The sequence below is a fragment of the Enterococcus sp. DIV1368d genome (genome assembly GCF_050542975.1).
In the GTDB taxonomy this organism is placed as follows: Bacteria; Bacillota; Bacilli; order Lactobacillales; family Enterococcaceae; genus Enterococcus_D; species Enterococcus_D casseliflavus.
The window spans coordinates 128,344-152,362 of the sequence record NZ_CP172939.1 but is presented as its reverse complement, the minus strand read 5'-3'; the positions used below and the strand labels follow the sequence as shown (position 1 = coordinate 152,362).

26 protein-coding genes are annotated in these 24,019 nt (G+C 46.1%); all 26 read right to left on the bottom strand.

The annotated features are described in order from the left end of the window. Nucleotides 1-153: 153 nt before the first annotated feature. Entirely contained in the window at nucleotides 154-1,905 is a 1,752-nt protein-coding gene (locus IGJ44_RS00720) for a hypothetical protein (RefSeq protein ID WP_081343868.1), read from the bottom strand. Between the two features lie 165 nt (nucleotides 1,906-2,070). Beyond that, on the bottom strand, nucleotides 2,071-2,439 hold the full coding sequence (fliS, locus tag IGJ44_RS00715; protein WP_074535618.1) for a flagellar export chaperone FliS: 369 nt from the start codon (nucleotides 2,437-2,439) through the stop codon (nucleotides 2,071-2,073). Between the two features lie 13 nt (nucleotides 2,440-2,452). Next, nucleotides 2,453-2,782, bottom strand: coding sequence for a hypothetical protein (locus tag IGJ44_RS00710; RefSeq protein WP_008376569.1), 330 nt, complete (start codon nucleotides 2,780-2,782; stop codon nucleotides 2,453-2,455). Nucleotides 2,783-2,856: 74 nt separating this feature from the next. Then, nucleotides 2,857-4,278 carry a flagellar filament capping protein FliD gene (fliD, locus tag IGJ44_RS00705; protein ID WP_005226644.1) on the bottom strand — a complete coding sequence of 474 codons (1,422 nt, stop codon included), beginning with the start codon at nucleotides 4,276-4,278 and terminating at the stop codon, nucleotides 2,857-2,859. 4 nt (nucleotides 4,279-4,282) lie between these two features. Beyond that, nucleotides 4,283-4,696: a flagellar protein FlaG gene (locus IGJ44_RS00700; protein ID WP_005226643.1), complete on the bottom strand. Its 414-nt coding sequence runs from the start codon at nucleotides 4,694-4,696 to the stop codon at nucleotides 4,283-4,285. A gap of 102 nt (nucleotides 4,697-4,798) precedes the next feature. After that, a complete protein-coding gene (locus IGJ44_RS00695; protein WP_005226642.1) occupies nucleotides 4,799-5,881 on the bottom strand; it encodes a flagellin in 1,083 nt (360 codons plus the stop codon). A 136-nt stretch (nucleotides 5,882-6,017) separates the two neighbouring features. Then, nucleotides 6,018-6,938, bottom strand: a complete 921-nt coding sequence (gene flgL, locus IGJ44_RS00690; RefSeq protein ID WP_005226641.1) for a flagellar hook-associated protein FlgL — start codon at nucleotides 6,936-6,938, stop codon at nucleotides 6,018-6,020. A gap of 3 nt (nucleotides 6,939-6,941) precedes the next feature. Next, entirely contained in the window at nucleotides 6,942-8,465 is a 1,524-nt protein-coding gene (gene flgK, locus IGJ44_RS00685) for a flagellar hook-associated protein FlgK (RefSeq protein ID WP_074535617.1), read from the bottom strand. Between the two features lie 11 nt (nucleotides 8,466-8,476). Next, nucleotides 8,477-8,833: a hypothetical protein gene (locus IGJ44_RS00680; protein WP_074535616.1), complete on the bottom strand. Its 357-nt coding sequence runs from the start codon at nucleotides 8,831-8,833 to the stop codon at nucleotides 8,477-8,479. Next, entirely contained in the window at nucleotides 8,834-9,109 is a 276-nt protein-coding gene (flgM, locus tag IGJ44_RS00675) for a flagellar biosynthesis anti-sigma factor FlgM (protein WP_005226638.1), read from the bottom strand. A gap of 95 nt (nucleotides 9,110-9,204) precedes the next feature. Beyond that, nucleotides 9,205-10,263, bottom strand: coding sequence for a flagellar motor switch phosphatase FliY (gene fliY / locus IGJ44_RS00670; protein WP_005226637.1), 1,059 nt, complete (start codon nucleotides 10,261-10,263; stop codon nucleotides 9,205-9,207). Next, on the bottom strand, nucleotides 10,260-11,270 hold the full coding sequence (fliM, locus tag IGJ44_RS00665; RefSeq protein WP_005232756.1) for a flagellar motor switch protein FliM: 1,011 nt from the start codon (nucleotides 11,268-11,270) through the stop codon (nucleotides 10,260-10,262). Before fliM ends, fliY begins: the two co-directional genes overlap by 4 nt. Nucleotides 11,271-11,287: 17 nt before the next feature. Further along, nucleotides 11,288-11,677 carry a chemotaxis protein CheW gene (locus tag IGJ44_RS00660; RefSeq protein ID WP_005232757.1) on the bottom strand — a complete coding sequence of 130 codons (390 nt, stop codon included), beginning with the start codon at nucleotides 11,675-11,677 and terminating at the stop codon, nucleotides 11,288-11,290. A gap of 19 nt (nucleotides 11,678-11,696) precedes the next feature. After that, nucleotides 11,697-12,059, bottom strand: coding sequence for a response regulator (locus IGJ44_RS00655; RefSeq protein ID WP_003129084.1), 363 nt, complete (start codon nucleotides 12,057-12,059; stop codon nucleotides 11,697-11,699). A gap of 14 nt (nucleotides 12,060-12,073) precedes the next feature. Then, nucleotides 12,074-12,661, bottom strand: a complete 588-nt coding sequence (locus tag IGJ44_RS00650; RefSeq protein WP_074535615.1) for a chemotaxis protein CheC — start codon at nucleotides 12,659-12,661, stop codon at nucleotides 12,074-12,076. Then, nucleotides 12,658-14,709 carry a chemotaxis protein CheA gene (locus tag IGJ44_RS00645; protein ID WP_074535614.1) on the bottom strand — a complete coding sequence of 684 codons (2,052 nt, stop codon included), beginning with the start codon at nucleotides 14,707-14,709 and terminating at the stop codon, nucleotides 12,658-12,660. Before IGJ44_RS00645 ends, IGJ44_RS00650 begins: the two co-directional genes overlap by 4 nt. A 21-nt stretch (nucleotides 14,710-14,730) precedes the next feature. Then, nucleotides 14,731-15,504, bottom strand: coding sequence for a CheR family methyltransferase (locus tag IGJ44_RS00640; RefSeq protein WP_074535613.1), 774 nt, complete (start codon nucleotides 15,502-15,504; stop codon nucleotides 14,731-14,733). 5 nt (nucleotides 15,505-15,509) lie between these two features. After that, entirely contained in the window at nucleotides 15,510-16,520 is a 1,011-nt protein-coding gene (locus IGJ44_RS00635; protein WP_016609024.1) for a protein-glutamate methylesterase/protein-glutamine glutaminase, read from the bottom strand. A 15-nt stretch (nucleotides 16,521-16,535) separates the two neighbouring features. Continuing rightward, the gene (locus tag IGJ44_RS00630) at nucleotides 16,536-17,045 is read right to left on the bottom strand and encodes a chemotaxis protein CheD (RefSeq protein WP_005226629.1); all 510 of its coding nucleotides are present in this window, start codon (nucleotides 17,043-17,045) and stop codon (nucleotides 16,536-16,538) included. Beyond that, a complete protein-coding gene (locus IGJ44_RS00625) occupies nucleotides 17,017-17,520 on the bottom strand; it encodes a chemotaxis protein CheW (protein ID WP_074535612.1) in 504 nt (167 codons plus the stop codon). Before IGJ44_RS00625 ends, IGJ44_RS00630 begins: the two co-directional genes overlap by 29 nt. An 18-nt stretch (nucleotides 17,521-17,538) precedes the next feature. Further along, the gene (locus IGJ44_RS00620; RefSeq protein ID WP_005226627.1) at nucleotides 17,539-18,834 is read right to left on the bottom strand and encodes a methyl-accepting chemotaxis protein; all 1,296 of its coding nucleotides are present in this window, start codon (nucleotides 18,832-18,834) and stop codon (nucleotides 17,539-17,541) included. A gap of 154 nt (nucleotides 18,835-18,988) precedes the next feature. Then, the gene (locus tag IGJ44_RS00615; protein WP_074535611.1) at nucleotides 18,989-19,699 is read right to left on the bottom strand and encodes a cell division ATP-binding protein FtsE; all 711 of its coding nucleotides are present in this window, start codon (nucleotides 19,697-19,699) and stop codon (nucleotides 18,989-18,991) included. Nucleotides 19,700-19,711: 12 nt separating this feature from the next. Further along, entirely contained in the window at nucleotides 19,712-20,494 is a 783-nt protein-coding gene (locus IGJ44_RS00610; protein ID WP_074535610.1) for a flagellar hook-basal body protein, read from the bottom strand. A 10-nt stretch (nucleotides 20,495-20,504) separates the two neighbouring features. Further along, complete coding sequence (locus IGJ44_RS00605; RefSeq protein WP_074535609.1) at nucleotides 20,505-21,206, bottom strand: flagellar hook-basal body protein; 702 nt, start codon at nucleotides 21,204-21,206, stop codon at nucleotides 20,505-20,507. After that, nucleotides 21,203-21,910 carry a sigma-70 family RNA polymerase sigma factor gene (locus IGJ44_RS00600; RefSeq protein ID WP_005226623.1) on the bottom strand — a complete coding sequence of 236 codons (708 nt, stop codon included), beginning with the start codon at nucleotides 21,908-21,910 and terminating at the stop codon, nucleotides 21,203-21,205. The genes IGJ44_RS00605 and IGJ44_RS00600 overlap by 4 nt, the downstream gene beginning before the upstream one ends. A gap of 30 nt (nucleotides 21,911-21,940) precedes the next feature. After that, nucleotides 21,941-24,016, bottom strand: a complete 2,076-nt coding sequence (gene flhA, locus IGJ44_RS00595; RefSeq protein WP_005232779.1) for a flagellar biosynthesis protein FlhA — start codon at nucleotides 24,014-24,016, stop codon at nucleotides 21,941-21,943. Nucleotides 24,017-24,019 lie beyond the last annotated feature (3 nt).

Sequence of the window (24,019 nt, the reverse complement as noted above, 5' to 3'; positions counted from 1 at the left end):
TTTCTTAGTTCTTCAAAGTGTCTAATCTATTATAAGGAATAATCGTTGCGTGCGCAACGATTATTGTTTCTGACGAAAAGCAACAGGTCCACTGTTGTTGATCAGCAAAAAAAGAACTTCAGCCCTCTCGCTGAAGTTCTTTTCTGATTCATTTTATTCAGATTCTTTCAATAAAGCTTGTACGACCTTACGACGACGGTACAGCTGTCTGGTTTTCCAGCTGATAAAGCCGATGAGTAAAGCGAGCCAAGAAATGATCGTCAGCCATAAAGCTCCGTCGAAAAACCAAGGCGCGTCGTAATCAACGACTAAGACATTCTCCCCTGCTTGCTGTTGGACAGAAACGGCACCAATGGCACTCAAAGAGACATCTTTTTCAGTTAGTGGCTGCTGATTGAGGGTCAATTCAGTATATCGGTAATTGATGATCGGTAACGCCTTCCACGTCTCTTGATCACCTTGCCAACGTAAAGTAAGCTTCCCGTTTTCTACGGTTTTTGCCACGGTATCATTCTTTTCAATGATTTCTTCCCCGTACAAATTGTACTTGTTCTTCTTGGTTTCTTGATAGAGGGGCAGATAATCTGGCGTAGAACGTTGATACAGCGCTAATGCTAAGGACTTGTCTTTACTAAAATAGGCTTCCTTCAATTGCGCTTCAGATTCCGCCGACAGATAGGTGTGGTTTCGCAGTGAAACCGCAGCTTCATCGGAGTGCCAGTCCTGCATTTTGACCGTGTTTTGGATCAGGATTTGACCAACACTCAAGACTAAAACGAGGACAAACCAACGCGGATTTGCCAATGGCTTGCCCCGATAATAAGGAACTAGCAGGCACAAACCGACTAAGATCAAAATCGTGGCAGGAACAAAGAACCGAAAAGGAAATTGCAGTAAATTGATCACACCATTGTCCAGACTGCCTAGCCATTGCCAAGGAACAGCGTTCGATGATAAAACGAAAAAGACTGCTGCAGCTGCCGTCATTAATTTGAAGCCGCCAGATAGACGTGGCCATACACGGATCGCACCGCAAAAGAACAAGGCACATAAGATGGGCAGCAGGTACGGAGTCGTCCACCAATAGCTGCTGGTTCCAGTAATGGTATTGTTCTGCATGTTGCGATTCACAAAAGGCGCGATCAACGTGTTACTCGTATAAAGATCCAACATCCCTAACCAAATATTGGCGGTCAGTAGCAAGAAGATCCCGATCGCTCCTGCTAAGCGCAGCACCAATTGTCGTTTTTCTTCGCCAGAAGTCCCAACAAAAAAGGCGCGTAAGAAAAAGGGCACGTATAAGAACACTAACAAGATGCTTGAAAACACATGGATTTGAAATAAGACCGCCACGGAAACCCCTACCGCAAAAGGCCGTAACCGTTTATGTTCCCCTAGTGCGATCAGTGGAATCAGGCACAGCGGCAGCACAGCCGCCCCCCAAGCAGAAAAGCCCTGTCGCTCAATCCAATACTGGACAGAATAGGTCGCCATAAACAGGACGCTCATCCCCACTGACAGCCAACCATTGACTCGTAATTTCTTTAATAAGCCAAACATCGAAAACCCTGCTAACAAATAGAGCAGCCCGTTGGCGAGCAGCTGGTAGGAAAACCACGAAGGACTCAGCAAGACCAGCAGTCCTTGGAAATAAGCAAAAAAGGGCCCGTATAATGCATTGACGATACGAGCAGATTGCTGAAACCCGTAAATAGAAAGAAAATATTGAAAATTGCCCTCTTTGATCTGCTGGCTGGTCTCATAAAAACGATTGAAGTGAAAGACCACATCAGAGCCCAAAATCATGCCTTGGCCTAAGATCTGCGGTAATAAAAAAACACCACTCATTGCAATCAGAATCACCACTTGCCAGAAAAGCGGCTTTTGTACTATTTTTTGTTTCAAAAAAAAACCTCCTTGCACCTTTTCGGTACGCTCATAAAAAGAGTACCAGATAGGGACGAGGAGGGGAAAAAGAAAGCTTAGTGAAAAGGGATACATGGTAAAAATTTAACCAATTACTAAACTTTTCTAGGTTTTAGGTGGTCATTTCTTTGCTTTTTCTCAAATTTATTGGGTGATCGTTTGCCAGCTTTCCAGTAGTTCGCTTAAAAGCGGGACGACCGTTTCTGCAGGGGCTGCCTCTTTTTGGACATTGGCACTGACTAGCTGATCGTACATATAGCCATACAGAGAATCGAGATCTTCAGCGATAGCGCCACCTTGCTCACGGTCTAAAGAGACCCGTAATTCCAATAAAATATTCTGCGCCTTGACAAATTGCTGATGAGCTTGGCTCAAATCTTCTTTTTCCAATGCGATCACTGCTAATTTGATATTTTTGATCGCTGCTTGCAACAGCATTTCAATCAGTTTGTTGGGGGAGGCACTCATTACTTGGTTCTGCAAATAGTTGTTTTGCATTTTTTGATAATTCATCTTTTTTTCCTCACTATAAATCAAATTCGACGAAGGCGGCACTGTCTTCTTGCTGCAAATACGTTTTGACAAGATTGTTTTTGCGGTTCAAACGCCCCAATTCTTGTTTGATCTCTTGCTGCTGGGCTTTGACCTGGTCTAGGAACGCTTGATACGCTTGGATCACTTGTTGCGCCAGTGCACTGGTTTGTGGACTATGGCTCTGTTCTTCTGCTTGCATGGCTGCTATGACCGCTGCATTGGCTGCCATCAAACGACCGGCTTCTTCGCTGTCGCCGCGCCATTTTGCAAACCCAGTTAAAATCTGATTCAAACGTTCATCTAATGATACGTGTGGCTCCATAGGTTGTTTCCTTTCTTGTTGACGAGGGTTTCTTATGCGAATGAAAAAATGACTGCTTTAATCGGATATCCTGCCTAGTTTGACGTATTGGCAAACTGATTGCTTAGGTAACTCAGCTGATTTTCAGCCTCCATCATCACGGAGTCTAATTTGGTAAACATTGTGATGTAACGCTCTTTTTTCATTGCTAAAATATCATCAAACCGTGTAATCTGTTTGTTTAAATCCTTGATGGTACTGTCATAGGTCGCAGATTTGGTGGCAATGATCCCTTTATTGGCTGAAGTATTGACGACATAACTGTTGGCTAATTCTTTTAGCGCTAATGTATAGCCGGTCTCTTTCGTACTCGCAGTGCCATCGGCTTCTTTGGTTTTCGTACTTGCATAAAAGAAGGACTTCACAGCAGCGGGATCTTCCGCTAGGGCTTCTTTTAACTTGGTCGTATCCAGTCCCAATGTACCATCATTATCGACGGTGGAGATGCCTAGCTTATTAGCGGTCAGCTTTGAGCCGCTGACGGCTGGAATGGTGATCAAATTTCGCAATTGAGTCTGTAGACGGGTCAACGCACTGTCTCCCACCAAGGTCCCCGTCTTGTTGTTTTCACTACTAGGATCTCCCACGGTCAAATTGTCGCCGATAAAACTCATCAAGCTATTGTATTGATCCACTAATCCTTGCACTGCATCAACGACTTTCGAGGTATCATTGGCTAAAGAAAGCGTCACATGCTCCTCGCTTTTTTTCGCTAACGTCAGAGTGACACCATCGATAACATCCGTCACACTGTTGCTGTCGCGAGTGATCTTCATGCCGTCTAGCTCAAAAATAGCCGGTTGGCCTTGCGTCGTTGTCGCAGTTGAACCGATCCCTAACCCTTCGGCGGCATTGCCGTCGATCAAGAAATTTTTGTCGCCCATTTTGGTATTCGTTAAAATCAAACGGTTATCCACGATGCTCGCCGCGACGAAGGTCGTCTTGCTTTGGCTATTGATCTTGGCTGCCACATCTTTTAAGCTGTCTTCGGCCGTGATCTCGATCGAAGCGGTGATCGGTTTGCCATCTTCATCGACTTCCGAACTGGTCAATGACAGCTGACCACTGACATTTAGGGCCGTTTTGCTACTTTGAGCTACTTGACTCCCCGTCACCTTCGTGGCTGTTGCTAGTTGGTTGACTTTTAGATCATAGGTGCCTTCTGGAGCTTCCGTTGTTCCTGCAATTGAAGCGATGCTGCTATTGGTGGTCGTCGCTTTTTTCGTTTGATAAGCATCATCTTTTTGTAATGCATCGACTTTTGACAAAAAGTTAGTCAAGCGAGTGCTGATATCACTCCACGCCGTTTTTTGTGCTTTTAGCGACGTGATTTTATTCTCAGCGCGGGTCTTGTTGATCGCATCTGCCGCCAATAATTTTTCAATATCTTCTGAAGTCACGCCAGAATAACTCCCTAGCGTTGTACTGATTCCTGAACTGCTGGTTACACTTGCCATGTTTTCATCCCTTTCGATCGACCGCGATGCCCATGTCATCCCATATTTTCCCAATCACGTCTAGCATGTTGGCGGGCGGGATCTCTTTGATCACTTCGTTGGTCTGCATATCCACTAAACGCACCATCGTACGCCCTGTGCGCTCATGTACTTCATAAGCCAATTTCATATCTTTGCCAAGTAGTCGCTGATTCACTTCCTCCACGGAGGCTGCGATCTTGTGCTGATCGGCTACTGAAAAATAGTGGATCGGCGGTTCAGTGGCCACTGTCTGTTCCTTTTTCTCCGCCAGTTTCCCCTCTTGGTGTTGCGGCTGAAGGTTGGCGTTCTCTTGATCTAGGGATTCGATCGGACGTGCTTTAGCGACCGACGCAACGGCTTCGATCGGGTGTATTCCTGACATTGGCTGAATATCCATCAGAGCTTCCTCATTTCTAAGCGTTTTTGTGCTGCTATGTAAAACACAAGAACTGCGCTTCCCCTAGGCAGTCCTTGTGTCAGTGGTTCACTTGATCAAAAATTATCCTTGTAACAAGCTCAATACGCTGTTAGGCATTGAGTTTGCTTGTGCCAACATTGAAGTTGCTGCTTGAGAAAGGATGTTGCTCTTCGTAAAGCTCATCATTTCTTGCGCCATATCAACGTCACGGATACGTGAGTTTGCTTCAGATAAGTTTTCTTGCGTTGTACCTAAGTTGTTGATTGTGTGTTCTAGACGGTTTTGCGCCGCACCAAGATCCGCACGTTGTGCAGAAACTGCTTTGATCGCTTCATCGATTTTTGTGATTGGGTTGTTTTCAACGCTGACAGTTGCCGCTGCTGCTTTGCCTTCATCAGAAGCGGTAAATGTTGCTAAAGCATCATCGTATGTTTTTTGAGCTGTTGCTTTTGCTGTATCATCCGCTGCTGTATCGATGGCTGTTTGTAATTCAGCAACTGTTTTACCAGCAGCCGCATCAACTGTTCCGTCCGCTGCATATTTTGTTGTAGCATCTGCTTTGAAGGCAGTCGCTACTGCTTTATCTTTTGCTGCAGCAACAGCTTTGGCATCGCTTGTATCAATGGCTTGTGTTAAATCTAAGCCTTTTACTTTCAAGGCAGATGAGCTCATGTTGTTGATCGAAACGCTCATTGTTTGGTTTGCGTTGGCACCGATTTGGAAAGTGAATGATTTCGCATCGTCGCCTTCACCAGTCAACAAGCTTTTTGTATTGAATTCAGTGGTATTGCTGATACGGTCGATTTCATCAGACAATGCGGTGTATTCTTTGTTGATCGCACTGCGGTCGTCATCACTTAACGTACCATTTGAACTTTGAACCGCAAGATCACGCATACGGCCTAAGATGCTGTGGGTTTCATTTAATGCACCTTCTGCTGTTTGGATCAATGAAATACCATCTTGTGCGTTGCTTTTTGCTTGTGACAAACCGCCGATTTGGCCTTTCATTTTTTCAGAAATTGCTAAGCCAGCTGCGTCGTCCCCAGCTTTGTTGATGCGTAAGCCTGAAGATAATTTAGACAAAGAATTGCTTTTAGAAGCATTTGCTGCCGTTAGGCGTGAGTAAGTATTCAATGCTGAAACGTTTGTATTGATTCTCATGTGTAGTTCCTCCTAATTTTTATTCGCTAAGGTTTCCCTCTGCTACTATTTATCGGAAGAAACCGTTCAGGGTTAAGCCTTTTTTCTAAAAAAAATAAAAAACTTTTGCTCTCAGCAAAGAACAAAAGTTTTTGGGTTAATTTAAATAATCTAGAATGGACATCTGCATGATCTTTGTTCCCATCGCTAATGTTGAACGGTAGGCAGTCATTTGATTTTGATATTCCATATACTTTTCCGCAATATCGACGTCTTGTTTGTTGGACAGTGTTTCGGTCAAGTTCAGCTTTTCCGTCTCATTTCGATCAGCTGCCGCCTCCAAGCGATTGTAGAGGGTGCCGATCTGCGCCCGTACATTCACCACATTAGTGGCATGCTGGTCATGAGCGGTTAAAAGCTCGCCCCCTAAGGCATCTTTATCATCACTGCGCAATGCAGACAACAAATCATTGAAATAGGTGCTTAAATTTTGGGGATCCGCAGCTGTGCCCGTCTCGTTCATCAGACGATCACCGCTGGCTAACAGATCCACTGAGACCCCATTTGCGATTTCTCGCGGCAAGTCTTCGCTGGTGCCATTGTATTTGATACCGACGATGGCGTCATTTTCTTTGACGATCTCAAAAGGCGCCGTCGTCGTATTCGTTCCGCTAAATAGATAGCGGCCATCAAAGTTGGTGTTTAATGATTCAACGATGCCTTCGATCTCTTGCTCGATCTCTGAACGATTTGCCCCTAATTCCTCACTGCCAGCTGTCGCATTGGCAGAAGATTGAACCAACGAGCGAATCCGCAGCATCGAAGTACTGACGCTTTCTAAAGCAGAATCTTGGGCTTTTGTCCAAGAAATACTGTCTTTGATCGTATTGTTGTAAGTTTTGTTTTGATTTAACGACACATTGAGATCCATGATTTTTGAAACCAGCAGCGGATTATCCGAGGACTTGCTGACTTCTTTTAAGCTCGATAGCTGATTCAACGTGGATTGGACTTTGGAGGCGTTGGTTCCTAGATTTCGTAAAAAATCATTGTAGGTGATTGAATTGGAAATACGCATGGTCTACACTCCTGTTCGATTGATCAATGTGTCTAACATTTCAGAAACGACCGATAATATGCGGGCATTGGCCTGAAATCCTTGTTGGAAACGAATCACATCTGACATTTCTTCATTTAATGAAACCCCAGACACCGATTGATTTTTGTATTCTAGTTGATTCAGCAGCGACAATTGGGCACTGACTGTATTGTCGGCTTGCTGTTTTGAGATCCCGTTTTTGGTGACGATGCTGTTAAAGTAGCTGCTGACACTCATGCCAGATGCTGCATTGGCAAACGTCAATGTCTCAGAATCAAAAGAAGCGATCGTCTTTTCTGACAACGGGAAGTCCAATTTGGCACTGCTGAGTTTCGCCATTGCAGCAGCTCTTGAACCATCTCCTGCTGCATTGCTCGTTCCGCCGGTCACCAGACTTGGGTTATCTAACAGTGCTTGGCTGACCCGAATCGTCGTCGCTGTACCAGTATCATCTTGGCCGATCTCAAATAGTCCGCTTGTACGAGAAGCGCCGCCGGTAAAGACCATGTTCATGGCTTGCGCGATCGTCGACGTAAAGTTGTTCAATTCCGTCAGGCGACTGCCGATCTCCCCAGATGATGCTTGCAGGCCTCCGATCGCGCCTTCTTTGATTGGCAATTCTGTATAGGCGGTTTCGCCCTTGTCGGTGGTTTTCGTCAACAAGACGGTTCCAGCTGGATAAGACCCTGTGATGGTTTCGGCAGGATTCAAGGCGTTGCCATCTTTGGAAACCAAGGCGCCTGTCTCGCTTTGTCCCACCACCACACTAAGGGTATTGCGTTCCTCCGCACTTAAAATCGTTTGTCCGCTCATGGATACAAACCCACGGCCATACTGATCGGTCTTGGTTTCGATCCCTGCTAGACCCGAGAGATCTTTCAACAGACTGTCTCGACGATCTAAAAGATCATTGGGTGTCTCACCACTTGTCGTCAACCCATAGATCTGTTCATTCAAGGATTGTAGCTGTTTGACCTTCTCATTGAAGTCCAGCGCGGATTTTTCGATGGTATCCAGCGTATCGCTTTGCAGCTGCGTCATTTGTTTGCCCATTTGGTTGATGGTATCGGCAAACGTACTGCTGTTTTCCAGCACAAGGGTCTTAGACGTATCCAGTTCAGGATTGTTGGCTAATGCGGTCCAAGAATCAAACATCGTTGCCAGCTGTTTGGACAGTCCGTTGTCAGAAGGCTCATTCATTAAACTTTCCAGCTGTCCTAATATGTCTGCTTTTTGTTCATAATATGTATAGGTAGAATTGGCATTGCGTACTTGTCCAATGACAAAATCATCGACGATCCGTTCGACACTGCCGACTTTCACACCCATACCGATGCTGCCGACACCCGCTAAATGATAAGACGCTTCGGCTTGCAAGTTGACTCGTTGTCTAGAGTAGCCGTCTGTATTGGTATTTGCAATGTTATGGCTGCTGGTTTGCAACGCTGCTTGATTGGCGGTCATGCCCCGGGTTGCGGTGCCTAATGAACCAAATAGTCCTGTCATAGAAGTACTCCTTACATTTTTTGATCGATGATCGCTGTTGAGACAGCTTGTTTTTCTTGGTATTTCGAATACGTATTTGCCGGTGTCTTGATATTTTCTTTGACTGCATCCATCAAAACAGTTTGGAAACTAATGGCTTGCTCCGTCAGCAGGAGATTCTCGGCTTGCTGCACTTGGATCTGGCGGATGAGTTCTTTGATCGCCACTGAAAGAGTTCCTTCATACGTGGAAAAAATGGGTACGAAGGCGGTTTTTTTCTCGACGAGTTCTGGTAATTTTTCTGCTTGATTTTTGATCAAGCAGGTCTTTTCTTTTTGCAGCAACCGCAAGAACTGCTGAAGCTGACGCTCAAATTCCCGTTCTGTCATCTAGTCGACCTGCTTTTCATCTTGTTGCAGCATTTTATCTGCGATCGTTTCGGCAGAAACTTGGTAGGTGCCTTCTTTGATCGCTCGTTTCAATTCTGCCACTCGCTCACTGCGACTGGCTGTTTGATTGGCACTCTTTTGAATGGCTTGAGCTGTTTCGGACAATTGAACATCGACGGTTTTTTCTGTCTGAGCAGCAGATGGCTTTTCTTGTTTGACCGCTTCACGTTTGATGGCCTTGTCGCTGTATTCTGCGTAACCTCTTTCGATTTTCATAGGTTCTCCTCCGTTCTCATTCTTCTACCCTCTACTATCGGTCAAATCACAAAAAAGTTAAACCCATATGTTTAACTTTTTGCGATTTCTTCAAATTAATGCAAATTGTGGATGCGTTGTTTTTGCGAAAGAATGTTGGTGATCCGCACACCAAAGTTTTCATTGATGACCACGACTTCCCCAGTGGCGATCAGTTTGCCGTTCAACAAAATCTCTAGCGGTTCATCCGTCAGTTTTTCCAGCTCGATGACGGACCCCGTATTGAAAGATAAAATGTCTTTAATGGTTTTTTTGCTGCGGCCTAACACGACACTTAGATCCAGTGGCACATCAAGAATCAAGTCCAAATTGTCCCCATCGCTCACCCCGCTAGAGGCCAATGTTTGAAACGCCGGTTTGCTGACTTCCACGGGCTTTGATGCAGCCGCTGGTTCTGGCGTAGGCGCAGCAACGGGTGCCGTTGGCTGCGGTGTTGGTGTTTCCCGAGTAACGACAGTCGCTTCGTCTGAGAGCATCGCACTGGCGATATCGTTGACCACAGGATCCGTAAAGATCTGCATGATTTTGCTTTCGATCAAACCTTCGACGCGCAAAGAAAATGAGATACAGTAAATCTCTTCCTCTGCCTCGATCCCGCTATACTCAATGTTTTCTGGTGTCTCCCATAGTTTGACGATCGGCGGCAAGATATCCACTTTGCGGCTGATCATCGTTGCCATCGAAGTCGAGGCAGTCCCAATCATTTGGTTCATAGCTTCTGCCACAGCACTTAGCTCTAATTCCGTAAATTGAGTGTTGCTGGTTTCACCAGTTCCACCCATCATCAAATCGGCGATCACGATGGCATCTTTGACTTCTAATAGCATCAAATTACTGCCTAAAAGGCCTTCTTTAAATTCAACTGTCGTCGCTACTTTTGGTGCAACGAGGTCGTTTAAGATCTCACCAAATTTGATTTTAGACACCCGGGGAGTCGTGATGCTGACCCGACGATCAAGAATGGAAGACAACGTCGTCGCCGCTTGCGACATGGAGATATTGCCAACTTCGCCGATAATGTCGACTTTGACTTGCTCTTCTAATCCTTGTGGCTGGGCTGGGGCACTTTGATTCAACAATGCATCGATTTCTGCTTGGGATAAACGTTCACTCATAGTTCTTGCTCCTCTTCTAACTTGTCTAATAATTCAATGGCTAAACGGTCCTCTTGCTTCCCAGGTTTTGCTCGGAAGTAAGGTTTTCCATCGATGAAAGTCTCCAATGGTTCAGTAATTTTTTTGTCTAGTTTGATGACATCGCCTTCTTCTAAGTGGAGAAACTCAGAAAGACTCATTTGAGCATGGCCCAGCAGAACTTCTAAATTCAAACCGACGCCATTCAAACTTTTTTGCAACTCGCGGCTATCGTCTTGGTTGACTGGCTGATTGCTATCAAACCAATTGCGGAAACTTAATTTATCAATGATCCCTTCAAAGAAGACATAAGGGATACATAGATTGATAAAATGTTTCACTTCAAAAATTTTGATAGTAAAGGTCACTAACACGACGGGTTCGTTGGGCGACATGTTTTGCATCAATTGCGGATTCGTATCGATTCCATCCAAAACCGAATCCAAGGCAACGATGTCCTTCCAAACATTTTGGTAGACCCGTACAAATTGTGCCACCACTTCTTCCAAGATTGCTGTTTCAATATCAGTAAAACTTTTTTTCTCGCTAAAATCCATTTCGATCGGCTTGTTTTGATAGACATCCAAGCCGCCGCACAACAACTCCACCAACATCATACACAGTTGTGGGTTCATCTCGATCATTTGAATCCCGCTCAAAGGCTGCGAATGAAAGAGCCCCAACAAAGTAAATTTTGGTATCGAATGGATAAATTCGTCATAACTGACTTGTTCGATAGCTGCCAACTGCAAAGAAACATTGGTCCGCAGTTGGGTAGAAAGCATGCTGCTGCTCATCTTCGAGAAATCCTCGAAGATCATGTGCAGGGTATTGACGTATTCTTTCGACAGCTTTGTTGGTCGGCGAAAATCGTAGGCTTTCACTTTGGCTTGTTTGTCTTCTATCTCAATAATTTCTTGATCGATCTCTCCGCTGCTCATCGCATTCAACAATAAATCAATCTCTTGCTGCGTCAATACCTGATCCACACTAATCCCCCATTTTTTTAAAAAATCATGTGATCGATTTGAATCACACTGGCTACTTTTTCACCGATCGTCACGACCCCAACGGCATGTTCTGTCTCTTGATTGCCCAGTTGGATATCGTCTTCAGTGATATCAAGTACTTCAATTACTTCTTCTACGAGGACCCCTTTGGTCTCCTCTTGCTTCTTCATGATCAATATGTTTTTTTCGTAGGCTGGTTCCATGATGGGAATCAATTTTGCCAAACGAATCACCGTTACGACAGACCCCCGCAGATTGATCAACCCTTCCACCCACTCTGGTGCTAAGGGCACCTTCGTAAAGGAAGGGGCATCAATGACCTCGTCCACCGAGTCCGCCGAGATCAAATAGTACTGCTGGGCCATTTTGAAAAGAATCATCTGCATGTCGCTATCCTCCTAGGCATTAGGCAAAGGCTTTGTCGATGGCAGTGATTACGCGGTCCGTGTCAAAGGGCTTCACGATAAAGTCCACCGCACCGGCGCGAATCGCATCCATCACCATTCCTTGTTGTCCCATGGCACTGCACATTACGACTTTGGCCTGCGCATCAAACGTGCGGATCATTTTTAATGCCTCTAAGCCGTCCACTTCTGGCATCGTGATATCCATAGTCACTAAGTCTGGTGTCGTTGCTTGGTATTTTTCAAAAGCCTCTTGGCCATTTTGGGCTTCCCCCACGACTTCATAGCCGTTTTTTTCTAAAATATCCTTTAATTTCATGCGCATAAATACCGCATCATCCACAATCAATACTTTTTTTGACATTGTATTTGCCCCTTTCAAATTCCTAATGAATCAAATATGTTTTCTAGTACACCGATTTCTGGAATCAAAAATAACGATGCGTCTAATGTTTCTTTGGCGTAGACGAACTCATTACGGATCACCATCACCTGCTCATCATACTGGGCCATCGCCAAATAGATGGAGCTGATCGCTGCGCCAAAGAAATCATAGCTGGCGCTTGGTAAAGACGCACTCAGCTGGGTTTCCAACAGTTGCCCGATCGCGATCAAAAAAGAATTGGTAAGGATGTTGGTCAACTCGTTGATGACCGATTGCTTCAATTCTTCAGACGGATCGCTTTCTTGGATCATCAACTGACGCAATTTTGCGGCGGATTCATCCGTTAAGACAAACAAGAAGATCCCTCGAAATGCCCCTTCGATCTGGCTCATCACCACATGAACTTCTTTGTCTTCCGCCATGATCTGCTGATACAGGTCCTCATAAGCTAGAATCTCGACTTCCGGTACCCGCATATCGATTGGTTGTTGGACGAGCTTTGATAAACTAGTCGCAGCGTGACCACCGCCGATATTGATCAGTTCTTTTAGGCCATCGATCTGCAGCGCTGTATAAATCATAAGCGGTCATCCTTTTTTTCCTGACAGATGGCATGAATGTCTAGGATCAGTGCGATCGAGCCGTTGCCCATAATCGTTGCCCCTTGATAGCGATTCAGCTTTTGCAGCAGCGGATCAATTTTCTTGATGACGATTTCTTGCTGGCCGATCAGCTCATCTGCCAAAATGCCGTGAAATTGCTGGTCATTGTTGACGATGATGGCGAATTTTTTCTCAGATGGATCGCCTTCGATCGCTAAGAGTTGATCGGTCCGAACCAACGGAATCAACTCCTCTTGAAAACGATAGACCTCATCCGAGACCGTCTGGATGATCTCTTCTTCTTTGACCATCACCACGCGTTCGACGAGATTTAGTGGGATCGCAAAGGTTTCTGCTCCGACGCGAACCATCAACGCTTGAATGATCGACAGAGTCAATGGCAGTTTGATCACAAACTGCGTGCCTTTATTTGGCTGGCTCTTCATTTCGATCGTGCCCCCTAGTTGGGTGATCTTGGATTGCACGGCATCCATCCCGACACCGCGCCCAGAAATGTTAGTCACTTCTTGTGCCGTTGAAAAACCAGGATGGAAAATCAGCTGCTGCAACGCTTCATCGGAAAGACCTTCCGTTGCTAAGCCTTTCTTTTCAGCACTTGCTTTGATTACTTGCGGATCAAGGCCTTTGCCATCATCCTCTAAAGTAATGATCACGCGATTGCCTTCTTGATAGGCCGCCAAGCGAATCGTGCCCTTGCGCGGTTTGCCCAGTTTTTCCCGAACATCGGGTGCTTCGATGCCGTGATCGACAGAATTACGTAACAGATGGACCAGAGGTTCGCTCAATTCAGAAACCACTGTTTTATCCAATTCCGTTTCTTCCCCAAAAATGACAAGTTCCATTTCCTTTTGCAGTTCATTGGATAAGTCCCGAACCATTCGTGGAAAGCGACTAAAGACGACATTGACTTGCTGCATGCGGATCCGCAAGACCAAATCTTGCAGCTCAGAGGTCAATCGCGAAACTTGCTCTAAGGGGTCTTTGACTGCTTCGATGTTTTCCCGCTCACTGACATCTTCCAATTGATTGCGATAGACCACCAATTCGGACACGAGATCCAAGAATGAATCTAAGCGATTCAAGTCGACTCGGATCGATTGATTTTGGGCGGACGCATGATGCGCGGGCGCCGGCGATTTTTCTTTCGCTTCTGTTGTCGCTTGCTGAAGAGCAGAAGTCTCTGACTCTGGGGTCGGCACTGGTTGAAGCAGCTCTTCTGCCTCCTCCAACACAGCAGCTGAAGGATCAAACGGTGCCACCACGAAGGCTTCGATCTCACTGTTGCTGGCGATGTTTTGCTCGACATCAGCCAGTGTTTGCTGCGTCAAATACAGCAGTGAAAAATCTGATTCAAAGGTGCCTTCTTCAAGTGTTTGGGCATCTGGTTCTGTATAGAGAACATCCCCTGCTTGGCCAAGCTTTTCCATGATCAAGAAGGCACGAGCACCTTTTAACATGGATTGGGCATCTAAGCGAACAGCAATTTGGACCGCTTGATAGCCATCTCCAGCCGCTTGCTCGATCACATACAGATCAGAAGGATCGATCTGTTGAAGCTGTGGGGTTAACGCGCCCACTGCGGTGGGGTTTTGGCTTGCTTCTGTCTCGGTTGATATACCGCCAGAATGTTCCGTTTGATCAAGTTCGGCCAATAAATCGGCAATTTGAGCTGGCTGCAGGTCGCGTTCTTCCCGCAAGTCCTCCACAAGTTCTGACAGGCGATCCAGACATTTGAAAATCAATGAGATCGATTGCTGGGTCACTTGCAAGGTCCCAGTTTTAAATAACTCAAAAATATTTTCCATTTTATGGGTCAGCTGCGTCATGACGTCATAGCCCATCGTTGCCGCCATCCCTTTAAGGGTATGGGCAGAACGGAAAATATCATTCAGCAAGGCGCTATCTTTTGGATCGTTTTCCAATTGCAAGACATGATCATTCAACTGTGCTAAATGATCGTCTGTTTCTTCAAAGAAAAGGGTACGATAGACACTATTGTCATCCAAATGGGTCCCTCCTTTACAAAATTATACTTTTTGATAGATAAACGAATCGATTTTCTTGAGGCCGAATTGTTCCGCAAAATTGATCGTTTCTGTCGCTCCCGTAAACAAAATGCCCCCTGGGACCAATGCATCGCTGAATTTTTGATAGACGGCATCCCGAGCATCACTTTTGAAATAAATCGTCACATTGCGGCAAACGATCACATCAAAAGGCCCATTGTACGGGTCTTTCAAAAGATCGTGTTGCTTAAAATGAACCCGCCGTTTGATTTCCGGTTTGATCTGATACTGGTTCTTTTCTTTTGCATCAAAAAAACGGGTACGTTCTGCCGCTGAGACATTCCGCAATTCGTGGTCTCGATAGAGTCCTTGCTTGGCTTTTGCCAAAATTTGCGTATCGATATCGGTAGCCAAGACATTGGCTGCGGCAATTTGGTTTTTTTCTAGCAGCATCGCGATCGTATAGGGTTCTGCCCCAATCGAACATGCGGCACTCCAAATTTTGGGCAGCGTGGTTTTCGGGAGAACAATGGTTTTCAAGACGCGTTCAAAGGCGTCAAACAGTTCTTTGTTGCGATAAAATTCCGTTACGTTAATGGTGATATGGGCTAAAAAAGCCGCCCGCACCCCGTCATCGCCTTCGATCAATTGCTGGTATTCCCTCAACGTTTTTGCCCCGCTGTTTTCCATGATCGTAAGGATGCGGCGCTGCATTTGATTTTCTTTGTATGCGGCTAAGGGAATCCCTAATCGGCGATCCACCCACGCATTAAATAAGGCAAATTCTTCTTCCATCTTCTTCACCTGACCATCTGTGCAATTTTTGCTTCAATGCCCTGCAATGGCAGGACTTCATCTACGACTCCTTGTTCAATGGCATACCGCGGCATCCCAAAGACTGTACACGTTTCTTTGTCTTGAACGATCGTATAGCCCCCAGCCGCTTGGATCTGTCGTAAGCCAGCGGTGCCGTCTTTTCCCATCCCCGTCAAAACCACTGCCGCTAGTTGCGGGCCATAGTAGTCAGCTGCTGAGGAAAAAAGATAATCGACGGTTGGCCGCGTCCCATGCCGTTTTTCTCGCTGGTCCAGCTGCAGGTGCCCTTGTTGGACCGTCATGTGGTAATCCCCTGGACAAAGATACACTTGATTTTCGATCCGCATGCCGTCGACTGCTTCTTGTACTCGGACGGTTGTCTCTGTGTCTAAGCGTTTTGCAAAGGAAGCCGTGAAGCCCGCTGGCATATGCTGAACGATCAAAATCGGGCAACGCAAACGTGCAGGCAGACGGCGAATAATTCCCAGCAAAGCACGGGGTCCGCCTGTTGAAGCACCAATGACTAGCGCATCAAGTGATACCGGCAAGCTGTTTTGTGTCAGCTTAGTGGGCTGGGCAATCGTTGGTACTGGCGGGTGAACCGTACCGACTTCATGATCCATCGCCAAAATCTTTTGATGAAATTCAGCGATCCATTCTTTTTCGATCATCGATAGACTGACGGGTTTTTCCACAAAATCTCGGGCGCCAAGCGCCAAAGCCTCAATCGTGGTTTCTTGATTGGTTAATGAACTAAGCATGATGACGGGAATGGCTGATTGCTGTTTCATCCTCCGCAAGGTCTCTAATCCGTTCATCACTGGCATCTCCACATCCATTACTACCAAATCGATCGCTTCTTTGGTCAGATAGTCCAATGCTTGTTTGCCATTGCGGGCAGCGACGGTCACCTCGATATCAGGCAGCTGATTCAATAAATCTGTCACTACTTTCCGCATGAATGCCGAATCATCGACGATCATTACTTTTTTCATGTCCCTGTACTCCTTTTACAAATAAACGATTTCTTGTTTGACTTGCCGAACCATGGTCTTGAAATCCTGAAGATCCACGATCATCGTTCGACCAGCGCTGCCGCCAACATGTTTGGCTACGATCGGAATGTTTAGCCGAGCCAAGACTTCCTCGACGGCTTCAATATTGCGCTGACCAATATTGCTGGCAGCGTTAAGCGTCTGGAACTGAAACATATTGGCGCCGCCAACGATTTTCGCTTGAAAGCGAGGCCGACGGATCTTTTGTTCCAGCTCAGCCACCATCGCTGGCAATGCCAAGTCCGCAAACTTCTCGGGCTTGATTTCCCGCTTGTGCAAAAAAGGCTGACTATCTGGCAGCATAATATGACTCAAGCCGCCGATATGACTGGCTTCATCGTAAATGATCGTGCCGATGCAAGAACCTAAACCCACCGTGATCAAACGCGTCGGCGCTTGGGCGATCTTATACTCCGAGATCCCCACATGCAGTTCCTCATTCACGGTCATCATTGTCATGGTCATTGACGGCTGCCAATTCCTCTGTCTGATAGGCGTCTAACTCCGCCGTCATCTCAGCGGCTTGTTCATAGCTGAAGAGAAACGGCAGCTCCAATGCCAGCACAAGTTCATCGTCTTTTTTCAGAAAGGCTTCGATATAGTTTTGCTTGAGTCCTGATGTATTTAGTTCCGCATTGCTAGGACTTTCAACTAGCGGTAAAATGCCGACGATCTCTTCCACGTAAAGGCCGATCGCCTGCTCTTGCCAGTGACACAACAAGACCACATTTTGCCCAGTTTCCGGTGTAAATTCATCAAACAGCTTTTTGCGGATGTCAATGATCGGAACCATTGCCTCTTCAAAAGGCTGGATCCCCAGCACGAAATCCGCCACTTCCGGCAGCTGGGTAAAAGAAGCAGCCTCAATGACCCGTACCACATAGTCGATACGCAAGGCAAAGAGTTGTTGATGACTTTTAAATACAACGTATTGTTCCATTGGCGTCACTGCTCCTTTTTAGAATTTGAAACTATCCACTTGGAATTTAAGGATAGTGGCGATCGTTTCGATCTCTTGCACATTCCGTTCAAAGTCTTCGATGACTAAGTAGAAGTCTTCTAAGTTTGCCGTTACTTCTTGGGTGCCGGCAGAGGTTTCCGAAACAGCAGCCGAAATGTTGCTGACGGAAACTTGAACCATGTCTTTTTTCTCAACGATCCCGGTAATATGGGCTTCCACGGCTTGAATACTTGAAACCAATTTTTCGACAATATCAGAGATCTCATTGGCTGACTCGATCGCTTTGTTGATATTGTTGGTTTGTTTTTCGCCGCTTTCAAAGGAATCCGTCACTGCAGAGACCACTTTTTCCGATTTTTTGCGGATCGTTTCAATGATCGAACGAATGCTTTTCGTTGATTGACTGCTTTGTTCCGCCAAGCTGCGGACTTCTTCCGCAACGATAGCAAACCCTCGGCCCGCTTCTCCAGCTCGAGCTGCTTCAATGGATGCATTCAATGCCAGTAAGTTGGTCTGATCAGAAATGTCATTGATCAGCTGAACGATCTTACCGATGCTTTGGACATCTTCGTTCATGTCGTTCATGCTTTCTACTAATTCTGCTTGGTTTTGCCGTTCGATCTCCCAGCTTTCAAACACATGGAACATCATTTCTGAATTGTGGACATTGCTGCTTTGGGATTGACCGACATAGCCGTTCATCAATTCGATCTCTTTGTGGATCTCTTCGATACTTAAGGCTAGCTCGTCCATATCAAAGGAGGTTTGTTCCGCTTCGGAGGCTTGTGAACTAGTGGCATCTGCGATGGCATTCATCGTCTGACGCACATTTTCAATTGAATTTTTGGCATTTTTTGAGGTTGTCGTTAGGCCGCCTACCATTTTTTCCATTCGGCTGCTTTCTTCGTGCATGCCAACGATCACCGCTTTGAAGGTGTTTAAAACCCCTTGAAAACGATTTTGAACTTGCCCAAAAAGAGAAGTCTGGTCGCTGCTGCCGATCTCATCGATATGCGACAGATCGCCAGAACCGACTGCTTCTAGTTCTGTCAATAACGTATCCATGCCCGAGTGGGTCTCTTTTTTTACCAAATAGGTCATTCCTACTAACACTGCGATTTCTAGCAGCAGTACGATTACTGAAAAAATAAAAAAACTTTTTGCTGCTTGTCCGTCTCCGTGGGTGCGGATCACGAAGAAATAGCATCCTAATAATACGATCAGGGTAAATCCTAGCGGAATCAACGCCGCCAAGCGGATTTTTTTGATGATAGCTTGTACCTTCTTCTTCATAACAGTATCCTTTCCTATGCAAAATGATCAGTCGTGCTGTTTATCAAGATTCGCTCTTCACTTGATAATCGTTGGGTCACTCCTTCTTTATCCGATTATGAAAACAATCTTCTAGTTCTTTAATCGGATCTTTTGCTAGAAAAGTTAAGCATCTTCACCAGACATATGTATCTTTTGGATCAGCAAAGCGCGTATAGCCGCCTTGATATTCATCACGAACCAAGCGACCGTTTTGCAGCTCGACCACCCGATTACGGACCGTATTGACCATCGTGCTGTCGTGAGTCGCCAAGAGGATCGTGGCACCGACTTGATTGATCCGCAAGAGCAGTTTCATGACTTCAACGGCTGATTTCGCATCCAGATTGGCGGTGGGCTCATCGGCGATCAAGACTGCTGGCTCTGTGACGATCGCCCGCGCAATCGCTACTTTTTTGCGCTGTCCCACGGAAAGCTCTTCAGGATAGTGATCCTTTTGAGGAAACATGCCCACCAGTTGCAGCGCTTTGGCGGTTTTTTCCTGACGCAGCTTGCGGGGAATGCCTAGTACTTGCAGCGCATAATCGACGTTTTTGGCAACCGTCAGATAAGGAAGCAAAAGATCTTCTTGTCCGACGATACCGACTTGTCGTCGAACCATATAGAGATGACGGTCTTTGAGTTGTTCCAACAAGACATTGCCGACTTGGATAGAACCAGCCGAAAGCTCTTCTTCTTTCAAGAGCAATTTGAATAAGGTCGATTTGCCCGCACCGCTGGGACCCACCACATAGATAAATTCTCCTTGAGGGATCGCAACAGAAATATCGGCCAATGCCAACGTGCCATTGCTGAATTTTTTACTGACCTTGGTTAAGCGAATCATGTTCTTTCTCCTCTAATCTGTAAAACGATTGATCACGGACCACATCTCATCGGATGTCTGCATGGCTTTCGTGTTCAATCCATACGCACGCTGGGTCGTTAACAAGTCTGTCATGGAAGTCGCTAGATCCACCGTCGACTGTTCTAACTGTCCTTGCAAGACGCTGCCAAAGGCTGCCGGATTGGTTTGCGAAGTAAGCAACGCTTGATCACCGGCACGATACAGTTGGTTGCCTACTGGCGTGATGTTTCCTGTATTCGTCGGCTGATAAAGGGTCAGCTGTCCCAACACGCGAGTCTGACCATTTTCTTCCGTCGTCAGCTGACCGCTGGCATCTATTGCGATTTGCTGCGCATCTGGCCACTGAGGGGTCGGTACGTTTGTGGTCATTGCCACAGGGTACCCTTCACTATTGACTAATTGCTTGTTCTCACTTAAATGAAAATTGCCTGCTCGACTCAGCAGCAATTGACCAGTTTGGTCCCGGACCCCGAAAAAGCCATTGCCTTGGATCGCGAGATCTAATGGCTGAGTGGTGCCCGCCAGATTGCCTTGGGCAAAACTGGTAGTCGTAGTCGCTTTTGCCCCCATTGACGCACCATATTGGGCGGCGTTGCCATTAAATAGCGTTTCTTCTGCACCGATGGCATTTTCCATCAATGCTTGAAAATGGGTCGTTTGTGCTTGGTAGCCATTGGTATTGACGTTGGCGATGTTGTTGGCTGTCGTGTCTAAGTTTGTCTGCAAATGATTCAACCCAGAACGGCTGATTCCTAATAATCCACTGATATTCATTGACTCATCCTCAAATCTTTCCTAATTCGTTGACCGCTTTTTGCAATGTCTGATTCGTTGAACTCAAGGCTTTCTGATTGGCTTCAAATTCGCGAGAAGTCTGGATCATCGCCACCATTTCATCGGCAACCGCTACATTGGCTTGTTCTAAGGCACCTTGCTGGATCACGGGTGCATTCACCGTGGTTCCTGCTGCGTTGCTAGTCACATAGTTTTGACCAGCTGTAGTCAATGCTTCTGGGGGGAATGTTTGGATCTGAAAGTTCGCTGGTCCCAAGGCGCTGACTGCTTGTCCATTGGCACCCAAGACAAGATAGCCTTCTTGTGTCACGTATTGATTCTGCTGATTGACGGTAAAGTCGCCATTTCTCGTATACAACCGCTGCCCCGCATTGTTTTGAACGACAAAGTAGCCTTCGGAAAGCAGTGCAAAATCGCTGGCTTGTCCCGTCTGTTTGATAGCACCTTGGTCTTGACTGATGGTACTGCCTGCCAATTGGGTCCCTAAAGACAATCCACCGATATCACGGCGGGTATCCGCATTGGGCCCGCTTTGGTAATTATGCAATGCGACTTCATCTAGCGCCGACTGGAACAAAGTTTTTGCTTGATACCCTGTTGTATTGACATTGGCAATATTGCCGCTCGTCGTCTCTTGTCGCTTTTGTAATAATGAAATGTTCCGTGATAAGACATCCAATCCTCGAATCATGCCAGTTCCTCCTCAATCAATGTGCGCAATTTGGCAATCGTTTTGCCATGAATTTGTGAAACTCGCGGAATCGAGACTTCTAAGATTTCAGCGATTTCTTTTAACGTCAGTTCTTCGGTATAGTACAAACTTAAAATCAATTGTTCCCGTTCCCCTAATTTTTTGATGCACGCCACCAATGCGGTGCGTTTTTCTTCAGCGACCAAGGTCTCTTCGACATTTTCGGCTGGATCCCGAACCATATCTTTTAAGGTCATGCCTTCTTCTTGGTAAGCAAACAAGGTATCTTCCAAAGAGACGCTGGCTAAGTAGTGCAGACTCTCATAAATATCCGCTAGTTGACTTTGGTTGATTCCCAGCTGTTTGCAGATCTCGGTGTCGGTCGCTTCTCTTTTGAGGCTTTGCTCCAACTCTTGCCGTGCTTGATAAAACTGATTGACTGCCGCCATTTTGTATCGGGAGATTTTGGCGTGCTTGCGTACTTCATCAATAATTGCCCCTTTGATGCGAATCGCTGCATAGCTTTCAAAAGGAACTTTTTTTGAGGGATCGAATTTCCGCAAGGCATCCATCAGCCCAATCACCCCAATATTATAGAGATCGCCTGATTCATAATCGGCGGTTTTGATAGACAGGCGCTGAACCACCCGTTCCACTAGCGGCAGATACTTGATGATCTCCGCTTCTCGATCGACTTCATACATCGGCGATGCCCCTTCCTAAGAAAATTCTGCTTAAATGTCAATACTGCCCACCGTTTCGATCGCAATTTCATTGGGAATCTCATTTAGAGAAAGAACGGCGATATCTGGAAAATTAAAAACGATCATTTTTTTGAATGCTAACCGGATCTTAGGCGATGCCAGAATCACGAAATTGATATTTTGAGCGATCGCCGCATGTTGGATCCCACTGATGGAATCCAACAGCTTGGTCACGGTATCTGGTTTTAAGACCGGGTACGAGCCAGTTGCGGTTTTTTGGATACTTTGAGCGATGATTTCTTCTAGTTTCGGCTGGATCACCGCCACTTGCAGCTCGTGGTTTTCATTGGCATACTTGGCAGCGATCGTCCGTTTCAATGCTTGGCGGACATATTCTGTCAAAACTTCTACATCTTTCGTGACAACGCCGTAATCGGCTAAGGTTTCTAAGATCGTTGCTAAGTCATTGATGGGAATTTGTTCATCCAATAAATTTTGTAAAACTTTTTGGACCTCGCCGAGCCGCAAAATATCAGGGATCAATTCATCGATCACAACATTGTACTGCTCTTTGATGCCCTCCAATAATTTCTTGACTTCTTGGCGACCTAACAGCTCTGGTGCATGGGCATAGATGATTTCTTTTAAGTGTGTTGCGATCACGGTCAACGGCTCGATAATCGTAAACCCTTGCAGATCCGCCATCTCCTTATCGGATTCATCGATCCACATAGCATCCAGATGAAAGGCTGGTTCTTTTGTTGCGATTCCTTGAAAAGGAAACGGCTCTTCATTCGGACTGATCACCATGACTTTATTCGGGTAAATATCGCCGCGGCCGACTTCGTTGCCGCGGATCTTGATCACGTAATCGTTGGCATCCAAATAGAGATTGTCGCGAATACGAACGGGACTGACTAAGATCCCTAATTCTCTAGCACTCTGTTTACGGATCGCCACGATGCGGTTCATCAAACTGTTGTCGATCGAACTATCCACGATAGGGATCAGACCATACCCGATTTCCACTGAGATTGGTTCCACTTGGAAGGAAGCCACGGAATCGTCTTCTTCCTGTGCTTCTTTTTTGCGTTCCAGTGCCAATTTTTGTTCCCATTGTTTTTGTTCCACTCGCTGCTTTTCTTCTTTTTGCGTAACCAGAAAGCTGGCTGCGAAAAGGCCTAAGCCAATCAACACAAAAGGCACAAAAGGAAACCCAGGAACTAAGGCTAAGACGAAGAGAATCGCCCCCACGATCCGAAACAGTTGGGGATTACGCATCACATCTGCCGCAATATCTAAACCAAAGGAACTATCGTTATCAGAACGAGTCACGATCACCCCAGAAGCAATCGAAATCAATAACGAGGGAATCGAGCTGACCAAGCCATCCCCGATCGCCAGTTTCCCGAATTGGGCGAAGGCTTCCATGACGGTCATTTGTCCCCCCATGGAGAAAATGATCGCCCCGCCGACTAAATTGATGACAGTGATCAAGATCCCTGCGATCGCATCCCCTTTGACAAACTTGCTGGCACCATCCATCGAACCAAAGAAATCAGCTTCTCGCTGCAGATCTTTTCGTCGTTTGCGGGCATCCGCTTCCGTGATCAAACCGGCATTTAGGTCGGAATCGATCGCCATTTGCTTGCCGGGCATCGCATCTAATGTGAAGCGAGCAGTCACTTCTGAGACACGCCCTGCACCATTGGTCACGACGACTAGCTGAACCACCATGATGATCACGAACAAAATGATCCCCACGATGTAATTGCTGCCGGCAACGACATTGGCGAAGGCATCGATCACGTGTCCGCCATTTCCTTGGGTCAAGATCAAACGAGTGGAAGATAGGTTCAAACCTAAACGAAACATCGTTGTGATCAGCAACAAGGTTGGAAACGTAGTGAATTCCAACACTGATTTGGTAAACAGGGTGATCAGTAAAATGTTGATCGCGATCGTCAAATTGATAATGATCAAAATATCTAATAATGCACTCGGTAATGGAATAATAATCAAACCAATAATAGCTAGGACGATCACCGAGATTAAGATATCCGCCAGACCAATGCCTTTTTTCGGTTTTGAGGCAGCCTCATTCATTTT

Excerpts from the sequence above, each read along its gene's own strand:
- fliS (WP_074535618.1), bottom strand. The coding sequence starts at position 2,439 with ATGAATTATCAAAAAATGCAAAACAACTATTTGCAGAACCAAGTAATG.
- IGJ44_RS00710 (WP_008376569.1), bottom strand. The coding sequence starts at position 2,782 with ATGGAGCCACACGTATCATTAGATGAACGTTTGAATCAGATTTTAACT.
- fliD (WP_005226644.1), bottom strand. The coding sequence starts at position 4,278 with ATGGCAAGTGTAACCAGCAGTTCAGGAATCAGTACAACGCTAGGGAGT.
- IGJ44_RS00700 (WP_005226643.1), bottom strand. The coding sequence starts at position 4,696 with ATGGATATTCAGCCAATGTCAGGAATACACCCGATCGAAGCCGTTGCG.
- IGJ44_RS00695 (WP_005226642.1), bottom strand. The coding sequence starts at position 5,881 with ATGAGAATCAATACAAACGTTTCAGCATTGAATACTTACTCACGCCTA.
- flgL (WP_005226641.1), bottom strand. The coding sequence starts at position 6,938 with ATGCGTATTTCCAATTCAATCACCTACAATGATTTTTTACGAAATCTA.
- flgK (WP_074535617.1), bottom strand. The coding sequence starts at position 8,465 with ATGACAGGACTATTTGGTTCATTAGGCACCGCAACCCGGGGCATGACC.
- IGJ44_RS00680 (WP_074535616.1), bottom strand. The coding sequence starts at position 8,833 with ATGACAGAACGGGAATTTGAGCGTCAGCTTCAGCAGTTCTTGCGGTTG.
- flgM (WP_005226638.1), bottom strand. The coding sequence starts at position 9,109 with ATGAAAATCGAAAGAGGTTACGCAGAATACAGCGACAAGGCCATCAAA.
- fliY (WP_005226637.1), bottom strand. The coding sequence starts at position 10,263 with ATGAGTGAACGTTTATCCCAAGCAGAAATCGATGCATTGTTGAATCAA.
- IGJ44_RS00660 (WP_005232757.1), bottom strand. The coding sequence starts at position 11,677 with ATGCAGATGATTCTTTTCAAAATGGCCCAGCAGTACTATTTGATCTCG.
- IGJ44_RS00655 (WP_003129084.1), bottom strand. The coding sequence starts at position 12,059 with ATGTCAAAAAAAGTATTGATTGTGGATGATGCGGTATTTATGCGCATG.
- IGJ44_RS00650 (WP_074535615.1), bottom strand. The coding sequence starts at position 12,661 with ATGATTTATACAGCGCTGCAGATCGATGGCCTAAAAGAACTGATCAAT.
- IGJ44_RS00640 (WP_074535613.1), bottom strand. The coding sequence starts at position 15,504 with ATGGAAGAAGAATTTGCCTTATTTAATGCGTGGGTGGATCGCCGATTA.
- IGJ44_RS00635 (WP_016609024.1), bottom strand. The coding sequence starts at position 16,520 with ATGAAAAAAGTAATGATCGTCGATGATTCGGCATTCATGCGGAAAGTA.
- IGJ44_RS00630 (WP_005226629.1), bottom strand. The coding sequence starts at position 17,045 with ATGACCATGACAATGATGACCGTGAATGAGGAACTGCATGTGGGGATC.
- IGJ44_RS00625 (WP_074535612.1), bottom strand. The coding sequence starts at position 17,520 with ATGGAACAATACGTTGTATTTAAAAGTCATCAACAACTCTTTGCCTTG.
- IGJ44_RS00620 (WP_005226627.1), bottom strand. The coding sequence starts at position 18,834 with ATGAAGAAGAAGGTACAAGCTATCATCAAAAAAATCCGCTTGGCGGCG.
- IGJ44_RS00615 (WP_074535611.1), bottom strand. The coding sequence starts at position 19,699 with ATGATTCGCTTAACCAAGGTCAGTAAAAAATTCAGCAATGGCACGTTG.
- IGJ44_RS00610 (WP_074535610.1), bottom strand. The coding sequence starts at position 20,494 with ATGAATATCAGTGGATTATTAGGAATCAGCCGTTCTGGGTTGAATCAT.
- IGJ44_RS00605 (WP_074535609.1), bottom strand. The coding sequence starts at position 21,206 with ATGATTCGAGGATTGGATGTCTTATCACGGAACATTTCATTATTACAA.
- IGJ44_RS00600 (WP_005226623.1), bottom strand. The coding sequence starts at position 21,910 with ATGTATGAAGTCGATCGAGAAGCGGAGATCATCAAGTATCTGCCGCTA.
- flhA (WP_005232779.1), bottom strand. The coding sequence starts at position 24,016 with ATGAATGAGGCTGCCTCAAAACCGAAAAAAGGCATTGGTCTGGCGGAT.